This is a genomic window from Empedobacter sp. R132-2 (assembly GCF_030324375.1).
In the GTDB taxonomy this organism is placed as follows: domain Bacteria; phylum Bacteroidota; class Bacteroidia; order Flavobacteriales; family Weeksellaceae; genus Empedobacter; species Empedobacter falsenii_B.
Window position 1 is genome coordinate 38,435 of sequence record NZ_JACAGG010000008.1, and the last position, 13,748, is coordinate 52,182.

At 32.8% G+C, this 13,748-nt stretch carries 19 protein-coding genes; all 19 read left to right on the forward strand.

Going from position 1 to position 13,748, the window contains the following annotated elements; genetic code table 11:
* Positions 1-12: 12 nt before the first annotated feature.
* The 19 genes from rplF to HXZ69_RS06180 all read left to right on the forward strand — a co-directional run bounded on the left by rplF (position 13) and on the right by HXZ69_RS06180 (position 13,693).
* Complete coding sequence (gene rplF / locus HXZ69_RS06090) at positions 13-558, forward strand: 50S ribosomal protein L6 (protein ID WP_219034155.1); 546 nt, start codon at positions 13-15, stop codon at positions 556-558.
* Positions 559-571: 13 nt separating this feature from the next.
* A complete protein-coding gene (gene rplR / locus HXZ69_RS06095; RefSeq protein WP_114999013.1) occupies positions 572-925 on the forward strand; it encodes a 50S ribosomal protein L18 in 354 nt (117 codons plus the stop codon).
* A gap of 16 nt (positions 926-941) precedes the next feature.
* A complete protein-coding gene (rpsE, locus tag HXZ69_RS06100; protein ID WP_114999014.1) occupies positions 942-1,463 on the forward strand; it encodes a 30S ribosomal protein S5 in 522 nt (173 codons plus the stop codon).
* Between the two features lie 11 nt (positions 1,464-1,474).
* Positions 1,475-1,654: a 50S ribosomal protein L30 gene (gene rpmD, locus HXZ69_RS06105; RefSeq protein ID WP_038335538.1), complete on the forward strand. Its 180-nt coding sequence runs from the start codon at positions 1,475-1,477 to the stop codon at positions 1,652-1,654.
* A gap of 30 nt (positions 1,655-1,684) precedes the next feature.
* On the forward strand, positions 1,685-2,140 hold the full coding sequence (gene rplO / locus HXZ69_RS06110) for a 50S ribosomal protein L15 (RefSeq protein ID WP_114999016.1): 456 nt from the start codon (positions 1,685-1,687) through the stop codon (positions 2,138-2,140).
* A 15-nt stretch (positions 2,141-2,155) separates the two neighbouring features.
* Entirely contained in the window at positions 2,156-3,526 is a 1,371-nt protein-coding gene (gene secY, locus HXZ69_RS06115) for a preprotein translocase subunit SecY (protein WP_038335544.1), read from the forward strand.
* A gap of 22 nt (positions 3,527-3,548) precedes the next feature.
* Positions 3,549-3,764, forward strand: a complete 216-nt coding sequence (infA, locus tag HXZ69_RS06120; protein ID WP_019974180.1) for a translation initiation factor IF-1 — start codon at positions 3,549-3,551, stop codon at positions 3,762-3,764.
* Positions 3,765-3,839: 75 nt separating this feature from the next.
* Positions 3,840-3,956 carry a type B 50S ribosomal protein L36 gene (gene ykgO, locus HXZ69_RS06125; protein ID WP_013598490.1) on the forward strand — a complete coding sequence of 39 codons (117 nt, stop codon included), beginning with the start codon at positions 3,840-3,842 and terminating at the stop codon, positions 3,954-3,956.
* Between the two features lie 12 nt (positions 3,957-3,968).
* Positions 3,969-4,346, forward strand: coding sequence for a 30S ribosomal protein S13 (gene rpsM / locus HXZ69_RS06130; RefSeq protein ID WP_038335547.1), 378 nt, complete (start codon positions 3,969-3,971; stop codon positions 4,344-4,346).
* Between the two features lie 11 nt (positions 4,347-4,357).
* Entirely contained in the window at positions 4,358-4,747 is a 390-nt protein-coding gene (rpsK, locus tag HXZ69_RS06135; RefSeq protein ID WP_019974178.1) for a 30S ribosomal protein S11, read from the forward strand.
* Positions 4,748-4,794: 47 nt separating this feature from the next.
* The gene (rpsD, locus tag HXZ69_RS06140) at positions 4,795-5,397 is read left to right on the forward strand and encodes a 30S ribosomal protein S4 (protein ID WP_038335550.1); all 603 of its coding nucleotides are present in this window, start codon (positions 4,795-4,797) and stop codon (positions 5,395-5,397) included.
* Positions 5,398-5,419: 22 nt separating this feature from the next.
* Positions 5,420-6,412, forward strand: a complete 993-nt coding sequence (locus HXZ69_RS06145; protein WP_038335552.1) for a DNA-directed RNA polymerase subunit alpha — start codon at positions 5,420-5,422, stop codon at positions 6,410-6,412.
* A gap of 12 nt (positions 6,413-6,424) precedes the next feature.
* Positions 6,425-6,898, forward strand: coding sequence for a 50S ribosomal protein L17 (rplQ, locus tag HXZ69_RS06150; protein WP_038335555.1), 474 nt, complete (start codon positions 6,425-6,427; stop codon positions 6,896-6,898).
* Between the two features lie 230 nt (positions 6,899-7,128).
* Complete coding sequence (locus HXZ69_RS06155; RefSeq protein ID WP_286495357.1) at positions 7,129-8,199, forward strand: DUF6263 family protein; 1,071 nt, start codon at positions 7,129-7,131, stop codon at positions 8,197-8,199.
* A gap of 1 nt (position 8,200) precedes the next feature.
* Positions 8,201-8,458, forward strand: coding sequence for a hypothetical protein (locus HXZ69_RS06160; RefSeq protein ID WP_286495358.1), 258 nt, complete (start codon positions 8,201-8,203; stop codon positions 8,456-8,458).
* Positions 8,448-11,093, forward strand: coding sequence for a YfhO family protein (locus HXZ69_RS06165; RefSeq protein WP_286495359.1), 2,646 nt, complete (start codon positions 8,448-8,450; stop codon positions 11,091-11,093). Before HXZ69_RS06160 ends, HXZ69_RS06165 begins: the two co-directional genes overlap by 11 nt.
* 7 nt (positions 11,094-11,100) lie before the next feature.
* Positions 11,101-12,402 carry a glycosyltransferase family protein gene (locus tag HXZ69_RS06170; RefSeq protein ID WP_286495360.1) on the forward strand — a complete coding sequence of 434 codons (1,302 nt, stop codon included), beginning with the start codon at positions 11,101-11,103 and terminating at the stop codon, positions 12,400-12,402.
* Positions 12,403-12,461: 59 nt separating this feature from the next.
* Entirely contained in the window at positions 12,462-13,307 is an 846-nt protein-coding gene (locus HXZ69_RS06175; RefSeq protein WP_286474889.1) for a GLPGLI family protein, read from the forward strand.
* 161 nt (positions 13,308-13,468) lie between these two features.
* Complete coding sequence (locus HXZ69_RS06180; RefSeq protein ID WP_286495361.1) at positions 13,469-13,693, forward strand: hypothetical protein; 225 nt, start codon at positions 13,469-13,471, stop codon at positions 13,691-13,693.
* Positions 13,694-13,748: the final 55 nt, after the last annotated feature.

The window sequence follows — 13,748 nt, forward strand, 5'->3', positions numbered from 1 at the left end:
AATTAAGAAATTATGTCAAGAATAGGACACGCACATATCAACATCCCTGCAGCAGCAACTGTTGAATTTAAAGATAACGTAGTTACTGTAAAAGGTAACAACATTACAATGACAAGAGAGTTAAAAGAAGGATTTGATTTAACAATCGAAGACGGAGTTTTAACTGTAGTTCGTCCAAACGATTCTAAAGATAACAAAGCTTTACATGGTTTATACCGTTCATTAATCAATAACATGATTACTGGTGTAACAGAAGGTTTTAAAAAACAATTAGAATTAGTTGGTGTTGGTTATAGAGCATCTAACAACGGACAAAAATTAGATTTGTCATTAGGTTTCTCTCACAATATCGTTATTGAATTACCTGTTGAAATTAAAGTTGAAACTTTAACAGAAAAAGGTAAAAATCCTATTATTACATTATCATCTCATGATAATCAATTATTAGGAATGATTGTAGCGAAAATTCGTTCTTACCGTAAGCCAGAGCCTTACAAAGGAAAAGGAATTAAATTCGTAGGAGAAATTATTAGAAGAAAAGCAGGTAAATCTGCATAAAAATCATTGAAAAATGGCATTATCTAAAGTAGAAAAAAGACAAAAAATAAAAAGACGCGTGCGTCGAAATATTTTTGGAACAGAAACTAAACCTCGTTTATCAGTTTACCGTTCTAACAAAGAAATTTACGCTCAAATTATTGACGATAACAATGGAGTAACTTTAGCTTCTGCATCATCTCGTGAAAAAGGTGTTGCTGTAGAAGGTACAAAATCTGAAGTTTCTGTATCAGTTGGTAAAGCATTAGCTGCTAAAGCTATTGCAAAAGGAATTGAAACTGTAGTTTTTGATCGTAACGGTTTCGTATATCATGGTAGAATCAAAGCTTTAGCAGATGGTGCTAGAGAAGGTGGATTAAAATTCTAAAAAAGAGAAAGAAATTATGTTAGGATTTAAAAACGTAGAAAGAGTAAAACCAACAGGTTTAGATTTAAAAGATCGTTTAGTTGGAGTACAACGTGTTACTAAAGTAACAAAAGGAGGTAGAGCATTTGGTTTCTCTGCAATCGTAGTAGTAGGTGACGGAAACGGAGTAGTAGGTTACGGATTAGGGAAATCTAAAGACGTAGCTTCTGCAATCGCTAAAGCTATCGAAGACGCTAAGAAAAACTTAGTACGTATCCCGTTATTTAACAACACAATTCCTCACGAACAAGAAGCTCGTTTCGGTGGTGCGCAAGTATTCATCCGTCCAGCATCTAAAGGTACAGGGGTAATTGCAGGTGGTACAGTACGTGCGGTATTAGAATCAGTTGGTGTACATGATGTATTATCAAAATCAAAAGGTTCTTCTAACCCTCATAACGCAGTAAAAGCTACATTCCGCGCTTTATTAAGCTTACGTTCTGTAGAGACTATTGCTCGTCAAAGAGGTATTTCTGTAACTAAAGTATTCAACGGTTAAAAAAAAGTAAAATGAGCAAAGTAAGAGTAAAACAAACACGTAGTGCAATCAACCGTGATAAATCTCAAAAAGCTACATTAGTTGCTTTAGGTTTAAAAAAGTTGAATCAAGTTGTTGAGCACGAATCAACTCCTCAAATTGAAGGAATGATCCGTAAAATCTCACACTTAGTAGTAGTAGAAAGAGCTTAATCGCTTTTAACCTTTTAAAAATTATTAAAAATGAATTTAAGTAATTTAAAACCAGCTGCTGGTTCAGTACAAAATAAATTCCGTAAAGGTAGAGGTGAAGGTAGTGGAAACGGTTTGACAGCAGGTCGTGGACACAAAGGTGCTAAATCTCGTTCTGGTTATTCAAGAAAAATCGGTTTCGAAGGTGGACAAATGCCTTTACAAAGACGTTTACCTAAATTTGGTTTCAAAAACATCAACAGAGTTGAGTACACAGGAATCAATTTAGATACAATTCAACAATTAGTTGATAACAACAAAATTACAGATACTTTAAATAAAGAAACATTAGTTCAGTTAGGATTAGCTCACAAAAATGACTTAGTGAAAATTTTAGGTCGTGGAGAGTTAAAAGCAACTGTTAATGTTACTGCTGATAAATTCACTCAAACAGCTCAAGAAGCTATTGTGAATGCAGGAGGTAAAGTAGAATTAGTTAACGCTTAAGAATATATTTTATAGATGAAAGGGTTTATACAGACCATAAAAAATATCTGGAGCATAAAAGAATTGAAGGATAAGTTACTTGTAACTATCCTTCTATTGTTGGTTTATAGATTCGGTTCTCATATTCCACTTCCAGGTGTCGATATTAACGAGGTTAATCGTTTTGTTGCAGACCAAGAAAATGCAAATTCAGGAATTTTAGGATTATTAAACTCTTTTACCGGAGGTTCTTTTAAGAGAGCTTCCGTATTTGCGTTAGGAATTATGCCTTATATCTCTGCTTCGATTGTTATACAATTGATGGGATTAGCAGTACCTTACATCCAAAAACTACAAAAAGAAGGAGAAAGCGGACGTAACAAAGTAAACCAAATTACGAGATGGTTAACAATCGGGATTTGTTTGGTGCAAGCACCAGCATACCTTACATTAGTAACTTCTCAAATTTTACCTTACGATCCAACTTCATCATATGCTATCTATGTAATTCCTCCAACCAACTTTTGGTTCTGGTTCCCTTCAACAATCATTTTGATTACAGGGACAATCTTTGCCATGTGGATGGGAGAAAAAATTACTGACAAAGGTATAGGTAACGGTATTTCAATCTTAATTATGGTTGGTATCCTAGCCGACTTACCAAAAGCAATATTTAATGCATTTGAAGTTGACCCTTCAAACGGTATTTTCTTCTTGATAGAAATGTTAGGGTTAATCCTAGTTATTGCAATGTGTATTATGATTGTTGCAGCGGTGCGTAAAGTACCAGTACAATATGTAAGAAGAGCGCAAACTTCAAGTAGTTCATATATGAGATCAGTTACAGACTCTGTACGTTCATATATTCCACTTAAAGTAAATGCAGCAGGTGTAATGCCTATTATCTTCGCACAAGCAATTATGTTTTTACCAGGAACATTGGCAAACTATTTCTTAGACGAAGGAAGTCCAGTAAAAGCATTCTTCGCGAAAATGGCAGATCCATTTACGTGGGAATACAATTTGATCTTCGGATTACTAATTATTATCTTCACATATTTCTATACTGCAATCACAATCCCAGTAAACCAAATGGCAGAAGATCTTAAACGTAACGGAGGAATCATCCCTGGAATCCGTCCTGGAAAAGAAACTGCAAATTTTTTAGACGAAATTTTATCAAAAATTACGTTACCTGGAGCAATTTTACTAACTTTGCTTGCTGTTTTGCCAGCGATTGTAAAATTATTAGGTGTAGAACAGAGCTTAGCAATGTTCTTTGGAGGTACATCAATGTTAATTATGGTGGGAGTTATCTTAGATACTGTACAACAAATTAATACATATTTATTAAATCACCGTTACGATGGTTTAATGTCTTCAGGTAGAACTTCAAGAGATATCTAATAAGATTTTATTAAAAAGATTTATGGCTAAACAAAAACATATTGAACAAGACGGTACGATTACAGAAGCATTATCAAATGCAATGTTCCGTGTCGAATTAGAAAATGGACATGTTGTAACATGTAACATATCTGGTAAAATGCGTATGCACTATATCAAATTATTACCAGGTGATAGAGTTAAAATAGAGATGTCTCCTTACGATTTAACGAAAGGTAGAATATCTTACAGATACTAAAAGAAATAATAACGACTGGTGATAGAGTTAATGTAGATACGTTAACTCTATCGGATTATAAATAAATTTACAAAGATGAAAATTAGAGCATCCATTAAAAAGAGAAGTGCTGACTGTAAAATTGTGCGTCGTAAAGGACGTTTGTATGTGATCAACAAAAAGAATCCTAAGTTTAAACAAAGACAAGGTTAATTATTTAGAATTATGGCAAGAATTTCAGGTGTAGATTTACCTAAAAACAAAAGAGGGGTAATCGGACTTACATACATTTACGGGATCGGAAGAAGCAGTGCTTCTAAAATCTTAGCTGAAAATAATATTTCAGAAGATACAAAAGTTAGCGAATGGACTGATGAAGAAATCAACGCAATCCGTGCATCGATCAATGAAACTTTCAAAGTAGAAGGTGAATTAAGATCAGAAATCCAATTAAACATTAAACGTTTAATGGATATCGGATGTCAAAGAGGTATTCGTCACAGATTAGGTTTACCATTACGTGGTCAAAGAACAAAAAATAACTCACGTACAAGAAAAGGTAAAAAGAAAACAGTTGCTAACAAGAAAAAAGCCACTAAATAATAAATAGGATCATGGCAAAAAATCAGAAAGTAGTAAAGAAAAGAAAAGTAGTTATTGAAGCTACTGGACAAGCTCATATTCAAGCATCGTTTAACAATGTTATCGTTACTTTAACAAACAAAAACGGTGAAGTTATCTCTTGGTCTTCAGCAGGTAAAATGGGATTCCGTGGATCTAAAAAGAACACTCCTTACGCTGCTCAAGTAGCTGCTCAAGATGCAACAACAGTTGCATACGAAGCAGGATTAAGAAGAGTAAAAGTATTCGTGAAAGGACCAGGTCAAGGTCGTGAATCTGCTATTAGAACAATTCATAACGGTGGTATCGAGGTTTCTGAAATCGTTGATGTTACTCCATTACCACACAATGGATGTCGTCCACCTAAAAAGAGAAGAGTATAATCATTTTTCTCAATTTAATTATTTAATATATTTAATAGTAACAAATCATGGCAAGATATACAGGACCAAAAACTAAAATTGCAAGAAAATTTGGACAACCAATTTTCGGTGACGATAAATCTTTTGAGAAAAAGAAATATCCTCCAGGGCAACACGGACCTAACAAAAGAAGAGCTAAAAAATCAGAATACGCTATTCAGTTAACTGAAAAACAAAAAGCAAAATATACTTACGGTATTTTAGAGCGTCAATTTGCTAACTTATACAAAAAAGCAAATGCTTCTAAAGGAATTACAGGTGAAGTATTATTACAATTATGTGAATCTCGTTTAGATAACGTAGTTTACCGTTTAGGTATCGCAAACTCACGTAGTGCTGCACGTCAATTAGTATCTCACAAACACGTAACTGTAAACGGAGAAATCGTGAACATCCCTTCTTACCAATTAAAAGCTGGTGATGTAATCGCTGTTAGAGAAAAATCTAAATCTTTAGCTGCAATCACAAACTCTTTACACGCACGTAGCGAGTACGATTGGTTAATTTGGAACGACGAACAAAAATCAGGAACTTTCACAAAAGCTCCAGAAAGAGTTCAAATTCCAGAAGATATTAAAGAGCAATTAATCGTCGAGTTATATTCTAAATAAACCTTAAAATCAGACTAATAAAATGACTATTTTAAATTTCATCAAACCTGACAAAGTAATCTTAGTAGAGTCTGACTCTAAATTCGGACAATTTGAGTTCCGTCCATTAGAGCCAGGATACGGGATTACAGTTGGAAATGCTCTACGTAGAGTGTTACTTTCTTCATTAGAAGGATATGCGATCACTTCAATCAAAATTGAAGGAGTTGAGCACGAATTTTCAACTATTCCAGGAGTAGTGGAAGATGTTACAGAGATCATTTTAAATCTGAAAAAGGTTCGTTTTAAGAAACAAATTGATGAATCAGATGCTGAAACTGTAACTGCTACTATCTCAGGGCAAGATCAATTAACAGCAGGTGATTTAGGGAAATTTATTTCTGGATTCCAAGTTTTAAACCCTGAATTAGTTATCGCTAACTTAGACGCTAAAGTAAACGTAACAATTACATTTACAATCGAAAAAGGTAGAGGATACGTACCAGCTGATGAGAATAAAAAGGCTTCTGCGCCAATCGGTACTATAGCAATTGACTCAATTTACACTCCAATTAAGAATGTAAAATACGCAATTGAAAACTATCGTGTAGAACAAAAAACTGACTACGAAAAATTAGTTTTTGAAATTACAACAGATGGTTCTATAACACCTCAAGATGCTTTAACTGAAGCAGCTAAAATCTTAATTCACCACTTTATGTTATTCTCAGATGAGAGAATAACATTAGAAGCGGAAGAAGTTGCATCTGGTGAAACTTATGATGAAGAAGCATTACATATGCGCCAATTATTGAAAACAAAATTGGTAGATATGGATTTATCAGTAAGAGCATTAAATTGTTTAAAAGCAGCTGAAGTTGAAACATTAGGCGAATTAGTTTCTTTCGCTAAGTCTGACTTAATGAAATTCAGAAACTTTGGTAAGAAATCTCTTACAGAGTTAGAAGAATTGGTGGACAGCAAAGGTCTTAACTTTGGAATGGACATCGTAAAATATAAGTTAGACGTAGAATAATTTTATTAAAAAATGAGACACGGAAAAAAATTTAACCATTTAGGTAGAACTGCCTCTCATAGAAGAGCTTTATTATCTAATTTAGCTATAGCGTTGATTACTCACAAGAGAATTAACACAACAGTAGCAAAGGCTAAAGCATTACAAACATATGTTGAGCCTTTATTGACAAAGTCTAAAACAGACGATACTAACAACCGTCGCGTTGTATTTTCATACTTACAAGATAAAGAAGCTGTAACTGAATTATTCAGAACTGTAGCTCCTAAAATTGCAAATCGCCCAGGAGGATACACTCGTATCATCAAAACTGGATTCCGTTTAGGTGACGGTGCTGATACTGCAATGATCGAGTTAGTAGATTTCAATGATATCTACACTAACGCGAAAGTAGAGAAAAAAGCAACTACACGTCGTAGTAAAAAAAGTACTAAAACAGAAGAAGCTGCACCAGCTGCTGAAACTGAAAGTACAGAAGAAGCATAATCTATTCGATTATATAGTAAAAAGCCTCCCAAATTGGGAGGCTTTTTTTGTATTTATTAATTATGACAATTTGTAATACTTTATAATTTTCTAGATTGACAATAAATTCTTTTCAATCATCTAATTTTCTAGATATGATTGTTTTAAAATCTTAATGTTAAAAAATCAACTAAAATCCTTATTTTTGGATTGATTTTGGCAATAAACCAATTATCAAACATAAAATTGATATGAAAAAATTACTATTCATGATGGCTGTCGCAATGGCAGTTGTTTCATGTAAAAAAGATGATAAAGTCGTAGGAAAAGATAAAGATGGAAAAGAATTAATTGTGAACGAAAAAGGTGATACAGTTGCCAAAATAGAAACAACAGATTCTTTGAAAATCGCTGAAACGCCTGCTGAAACAGAAGTTGTTGCAATAACAAAAGGTGCAGATGACAAATATGCATACAAATACAATTTGGAGATAGGAAAGACTTATCCAATGACGTTGGGAATTAAAACAACTCACACGGCTTCGGACGGGAAACAATCTCAAAAAATGTCAAGTGAAAGTAAAAAACAAATTGATTATACGGTAAAAGATTTCAAAGATGGTGTGTATACATTAGAAGTGAAATCTAAACAATATAGCGAGAAAATGACAGATCCTTCGGGAAAATCAATTTCGTATGACACAAATGCTGCAAAACCAGCGAACAAAGATATTGCGGTTTCTTGGTCGATTTACAAAGCTATGACAGGAAAAACGTATACAATGAAAGTTGATCAGAAAGGAAAAGTTGTAAGCGTTGATGGATTAGAAGGAATCAAAACTTCAATTCTTAACTCTGTGAAGAAACAAGTTTCAGCAGAAGAGTTTAAATTCTTTACACAGATTATCGACAATTCATTAAACAAACAAGCAATTTCTTCTCAATTTGAAGAAACGATGAATATTTTCCCTAACAAAACTTTAGCGCTTAAAGAATCTTGGAGCGATAGTCAAAAAATTGATCAAGGTCCAATGAAAGGAAATATTTCGATGAAAAGAACTTTAGCAAGTGTTGAGCCTGCAAATACGACAATTACTGTAAATGGAACGCAAAGTTTGAAAGGTAATGAGTCGCAACAAGGTGTTACAATGTCTGCGAATAGTAGTGCGAATGTAGATGGAAAAATTTTGTTGGACACTAAATCTGGTTGGATCAACAAAGTTAATTTAACGAAAAAGGAAACATTAAAACGTACAGTAGAAGCGCAAGGTCAAAAACAAACGATGACTGAGTCGGTTACAACTGTCACAACAGTTAACTAAAATGAAAACAATTATTTGGATTATAATTTTAAGTATTATTTTCTTAACTATTTTTAGATTTTTAAGAAAAGTATTTGCAGTGAAAAAAGTTTTTCAAGAAGCAATTAATCAGCAAAGAAATGCTTATAATCAGAACCAAAACTCAAATGATTCGTACAACGAATCGAAACCAAACACATCTTTCGACAAACCGAAATATAATATAGACGCCGAAACGGTGGATTACGAAATAATCGAAGAAAAAAAGGATGAAAAATAAAAAGAATTTACTCTACGTTCTTATCTCATTGCTGCTTTTTGCAGTGATTGCATTGGTGTATTGTTCACCAGTTTTATCGGGAAAATCTGTTATTCAACCTGATATTATCAACTACAGGGGTAGTGCGCAAGAAATGTTGACGTATCAAGACAAAACAGGAGAAAATGTCTATTGGTCTGATGCGATGTTTGGTGGAATGCCAACCTATCAAACTGGAGCAAAATATGATTTTGATATTATCAAAACGATAGATGGTGTTTTCAGATTTTTACCACGTCCAGCAGATTATATTTTCTTGTTATTTACAGGATTTTTTATTCTTGGCTTAACGCTTTTCAAAAAATGGCAATATGCTTTAGTTGGTGCAATTTTCTTTGCTTTTAGTTCGTATTATTTTGAGCTGATTGCAGCAGGGCATAACGGAAAGCTCCATACAATTGGTTATTTCGCGCCTTTTGTTGCCGGAATTCTTTTATTGTATCGTAAAAAATACATTGCAGGTTTTGTACTTACAACCTTGTTTATGGGATTGCAATTACAAGCCAATCACATTCAAATGACGTTCTATTTGTTTTTAGCGATGTTGGTTTTTGCAATTGTTCAATTTATTGATAGTTTAAAGAAAAAAGAATTACCAGATTTCTTAAAATCATCTGCATTAGTAGTTGTCGCTTTAATTATTGCAGCAGGATTGAATGCAAATCGATTATTGTCAACTTACGAATACAGTAAAGAAACAACTCGTGGAAAATCTGAGATGACCTTGTTGAAAAAGAATTCGAACGGATTAGATCACGATTATATCACACAATGGAGTTATGGAAAATTAGAAACATTAAATCTTTTTATTCCAAATTTGATGGGTGGTGGTTCGCAAACGAATCCAGAAGATTTAAAGAATTATACATCAGAATTACAAAATACTCAATATAGCCTTGGTGAAGACGAGTTCAATCAGCAAGTTTTTCAAGCTGTGGCAAGTCAACCGAGAAGTGCATATTGGGGAGATCAGCCAGGAACTTCCGGACCTGCATATCAGGGAGCTGTAGTCGTTTTCTTGTTTATTATCGGAATGTTTATGGTACGTGGAAAATACGCGACCTATAAAAAATGGTTAGTTGGAGCAACGATTCTAAGTTTCATTTTGGCTTGGGGTAAAAATTTACCATTCGTTACCAACTTATTCATTGATTATTTCCCGATGTATGATAAGTTCCGCGCTGTATCATCAATCTTGGTAATTGCCGAATTTACAATGCCTTTCTTAGCAATTTTGACTTTATATTATTTCTTTAATTCTGACGAATCAGATGAATTCAAAAAGAAAGTACTTTATATAGCTGGTGGTTCTACAGTCGGAATTCTAATTATTTTCTTCTTATTCGGTGGAATGATTTTTCCATTTACATCAGAGAATGAAAAATTAATGACTGAACAATTAATCGGACAAATTCAGCAAGCAAATCCAAATGCAATCGGACTTTGGGATGGATTAATAAAACGATTAGATGAAGCATTAATTCAAGATAGAATTTCTATGTTTAAAGCGGATACAGTTCGCACATTGATTTTTGTTTTGTTCACAATGGCTTTGTTGTTGGCTTATTTATTCAAGTTTATCAAAAAACCAATTATCGTCATTTTAGCGATTGGTGCATTGGCTTTTATTGACGGATTTACGGTGAATAAAAGATATTTGAACGAAGATAATTTTGTATCTAAATACATTGTTGATAATCCTTTCCCAACTGAAATGTCGCCTCGTTTACAAACTGAAGCAGAGAACAACAATAATGTAGCGCAAATTGCTTACAAAGTTCCATTGAATAATTTATTATTAAATATTTCAAAACAAGATAAATCACATTTCCGTGTGTACAATACGGTTTTGAGTACATTTAATGAAGCTGGAACTTCATATTTTGTTCCTTCAATTGGTGGTTATCATGCGGCGAAATTAGGAAAATACCAAGATGTTGTGGATATCTATTTTTCTCAAGATCCGCAATTGAAAAAATATGGAATCAAAGATGAAACAGGTTTGATTAATGTATTGAATATGATGAATACGAAATACATTATTCATGGAAGTCCAACGGAGCCGCAAGTACAGCAAAATCCTACAGCTTTGGGAAGTGTTTGGTTAGCCTCAAATATCAAATGGACAGAAAATGCAAATGATGAAATTTTAGCGATAAATTCTACTCCAATTAATAACACGGTAATTTTACGTAAAGATTTGGTTGAGAATAAAAACATGAATGTTTCGGCAGATACTAATGCGAAAATTGAATTGGTTGATTATTCACTAATGAAGATGACGTATAAATCTTCTTCTAATACAGATCAAATTGCTGTTTTCTCAGAAGTTTATTATCCGCACGGTTGGATTGCAACGGTTGATGGAAAAGAAGTTCCGATCGAAAAAGCGAATTATGTTTTGCGTGCAGTTCCTGTACAAAAAGGAAATCATACAATCGTGATGGAATTTAAACCACAAGTTATTTCTACTGGAAATATGATTGTGATAGTTTCGAATATTTTACTTTTAATCGTTGTGGCTGGAGGTATTTATTTGGGATATAAAAAATGTTCTATAAAAGAGAATTTAAACTTAGTCGCTGAAAAGGCTTAATTTTGGAATGAAAAAAATATTAATCATCACCTATTACTGGCCTCCTGCGGGAGGTCCTGGTGTTCAAAGATGGTTGAAATTCACAAAATATCTTCCTGAATTTGGATATGAAACCTATGTTTATATTCCAGAAAATCCTTCTTATCCAATTCTCGATGAAACTTTAGCCAAGGACATTAATCCAAAAGTTAAAATCATCAAGAATAAAATTTGGGAACCTTATCAGTTAGCAGAAAAACTGAATCCAAAGAATAAAGCTTATAAAGGTGGACATTTCGAAAAGAAAGAAAATCAATCTTTCATGTCGAGATTGTCAGTTTTTGTGCGTGGAAATTTCTTTATTCCAGATGCGCGCAAGTTTTGGGTAAATCCTTCTGCAGAATATTTAAAAGACTTTTTACAGAAAGAAAATATAGATACGATTGTAACTTCTGGTCCGCCTCATAGCTTACATTTAATCGGTTTGAAATTGAAAAAACAATTACCAAATCTCAAATGGTTGGCAGATTTTCGTGATCCATGGACTCAAATTAGTTATCACAAAGAATTGAAATTAACTTTTTGGGCTGCAAAAAAACACGAAGATTTAGAGCGTGAAGTAATGCAAAAAGCAGATGTTGTTTTAGCAACAAGTTATGCTGATGGAGAAAATTTCAAGAAGATTGGTGCAAAACATGTAGAAGTAATTACAAATGGTTTTGAAGAAGTAAAACAACAAACAGAAAAAGATCAAAATCACTTTCATTTGACGTATTCTGGAGGTTTGGAAATGCTTCGAAATCCTGTTGCATTGTGGAAAGCTTTAGCTGAATTAACTTCCGAAAATCAATCATTCAAAGAAGATTTAAAACTTAATTTTTATGGTTCTTTAGCTGATGACGTCAAACAAACAGTGATTGATGCAGGTTTAGAGAAAAACTTGGTTGCACATGGTTACGTTTCACATCAAGAGTCATTGAACGCTATTAATACAGCAAATGTTTTGATTTTGACCAACTTTGATAATGTTGCATCTAAAGGAATTATTCCTGGAAAGTTATTTGAATATATGGCGACTGGAAATCCTATTTTAGCAATTGGACCAGCTGAGGCTGATGTTCAAAAAATACTGCATAAAACGAAAGCTGGCGATTATTTTAGCCATCAAGATGTTACTGAAATAAAATCTTTCATCCTTTCTATTTATAACCAATGGTTAAGAAATCCTCTTCAAAAATTTGAAACAAACGAAGACGAAGTTCAACAATTCAACCGTAAAAACTTAACTAAAAAGTTGGTTGACGTGGTAAATAATTTAAAAATAAATTAATACTATATTTGTAGAATAAAAATATTTATAGTAATTTCATCATAATTAACAACCTTATAATGAAATTACTATACTATTTTATCATTTTTATTGGTTGCATTGTATATGCACAGCCACAAATAAAAACTGACGCGACATTCAATTCTTCTAATTACTCCCAAACAAATTTCGAGTTATCTGATTACAATATAACTTACGATTACAAAGTTGTTCGTAATATAAAAAACCCGGAAAAAGCGAAAGCTGGTTTAGCACTTCTACAAATTGGTAAACGTTACAATAAATTCGTCGATTACAATAGAATTGGATCAGATTCTATAGACGAAAAACATAGTCATTTGGGAACAGTTAATGCAAATGATATTAATATTAGTATGGCTCAACGTTTCAAATCTGCCTTTAGATATCAAATTATTATCGATAAAGAAAAAGATCAATTGACTTTTGCAGATAAAATTTATCACGATTCATTTTTTTATAAAGAAACGTTACCAAAATTAGATTGGAAACTACTGAATGACACCAAACAAATCTTGAATTATACTGCAAAAAAAGCGACTGTAAACTACGGTGGTAGAAAATGGACGGCTTGGTACACTGACGAAATCCCAATGAATGCTGGTCCGTATAAATTTTATGGTTTGCCTGGTCTTATTTTAGAGATTTATGATGATAAAGAACATTATCATTTTACAGCAAACGCTAGCAACCAAAATCCTAAACAAATCTATTTAGCACAAGGTGAAAAAACACCTATAAAAGTTAAGAAAACAGAATTCTATAAAGCTGAAAAAGATTATCATGAAAATGCAGCTGAAAGGTTAAAAGGAGTTGCACTTGACGAAAATAAGAAACCTATAACCAATTTTGGTGGAATGCCTTATAACCCTATTGAATTAGAATAAACCAAATATTAAATTATTTGTTTTTATATACTTAAGTTGCAAAAAGATTTGTGTATTATTATTATTATTATTTTTGAATGTACCTAACAAAGGGAAGAGTACAGAGGCAATTGTAGGTTGCAAACTATGATTGATTATTAAAAAACTAAATTACTTAAAAAATGAAGAAAATGTTATTAGCAAGTGCTTTTGCACTTATCGGAACTTTTGCAATGGCAAATGAAACAGAAACTGAAGATAAACAAGATGTAACTTCAGTAGAATGCTGGGATGTATCTGTTGAAAGATGTGGAATTGGATTTGTATATGAAGATTGTGGTCCTTTAGGAGATGTTATAGATTTTGCTGTAGAACTTTATGAAGAAATGGAAGTTTATTGTAATTAAATAATAAGAGGTATAGCATTAAACTTAGTTAATGCTATACTTTATAAATAGAGTT

Coding starts and splice junctions, on each gene's coding strand:
- rplQ (WP_038335555.1), top strand. CDS start 6,425: ATGAGACACGGAAAAAAATTTAACCATTTAGGTAGAACTGCCTCTCAT.
- ykgO (WP_013598490.1), top strand. CDS start 3,840: ATGAAAATTAGAGCATCCATTAAAAAGAGAAGTGCTGACTGTAAAATT.
- HXZ69_RS06160 (WP_286495358.1), top strand. CDS start 8,201: ATGAAAACAATTATTTGGATTATAATTTTAAGTATTATTTTCTTAACT.
- HXZ69_RS06180 (WP_286495361.1), top strand. CDS start 13,469: ATGAAGAAAATGTTATTAGCAAGTGCTTTTGCACTTATCGGAACTTTT.
- rpsK (WP_019974178.1), top strand. CDS start 4,358: ATGGCAAAAAATCAGAAAGTAGTAAAGAAAAGAAAAGTAGTTATTGAA.
- HXZ69_RS06165 (WP_286495359.1), top strand. CDS start 8,448: ATGAAAAATAAAAAGAATTTACTCTACGTTCTTATCTCATTGCTGCTT.
- rpsD (WP_038335550.1), top strand. CDS start 4,795: ATGGCAAGATATACAGGACCAAAAACTAAAATTGCAAGAAAATTTGGA.
- rpsM (WP_038335547.1), top strand. CDS start 3,969: ATGGCAAGAATTTCAGGTGTAGATTTACCTAAAAACAAAAGAGGGGTA.
- HXZ69_RS06155 (WP_286495357.1), top strand. CDS start 7,129: ATGAAAAAATTACTATTCATGATGGCTGTCGCAATGGCAGTTGTTTCA.
- HXZ69_RS06170 (WP_286495360.1), top strand. CDS start 11,101: ATGAAAAAAATATTAATCATCACCTATTACTGGCCTCCTGCGGGAGGT.
- HXZ69_RS06175 (WP_286474889.1), top strand. CDS start 12,462: ATGAAATTACTATACTATTTTATCATTTTTATTGGTTGCATTGTATAT.
- rpmD (WP_038335538.1), top strand. CDS start 1,475: ATGAGCAAAGTAAGAGTAAAACAAACACGTAGTGCAATCAACCGTGAT.
- rplR (WP_114999013.1), top strand. CDS start 572: ATGGCATTATCTAAAGTAGAAAAAAGACAAAAAATAAAAAGACGCGTG.
- secY (WP_038335544.1), top strand. CDS start 2,156: ATGAAAGGGTTTATACAGACCATAAAAAATATCTGGAGCATAAAAGAA.
- rplF (WP_219034155.1), top strand. CDS start 13: ATGTCAAGAATAGGACACGCACATATCAACATCCCTGCAGCAGCAACT.
- rplO (WP_114999016.1), top strand. CDS start 1,685: ATGAATTTAAGTAATTTAAAACCAGCTGCTGGTTCAGTACAAAATAAA.
- infA (WP_019974180.1), top strand. CDS start 3,549: ATGGCTAAACAAAAACATATTGAACAAGACGGTACGATTACAGAAGCA.
- HXZ69_RS06145 (WP_038335552.1), top strand. CDS start 5,420: ATGACTATTTTAAATTTCATCAAACCTGACAAAGTAATCTTAGTAGAG.
- rpsE (WP_114999014.1), top strand. CDS start 942: ATGTTAGGATTTAAAAACGTAGAAAGAGTAAAACCAACAGGTTTAGAT.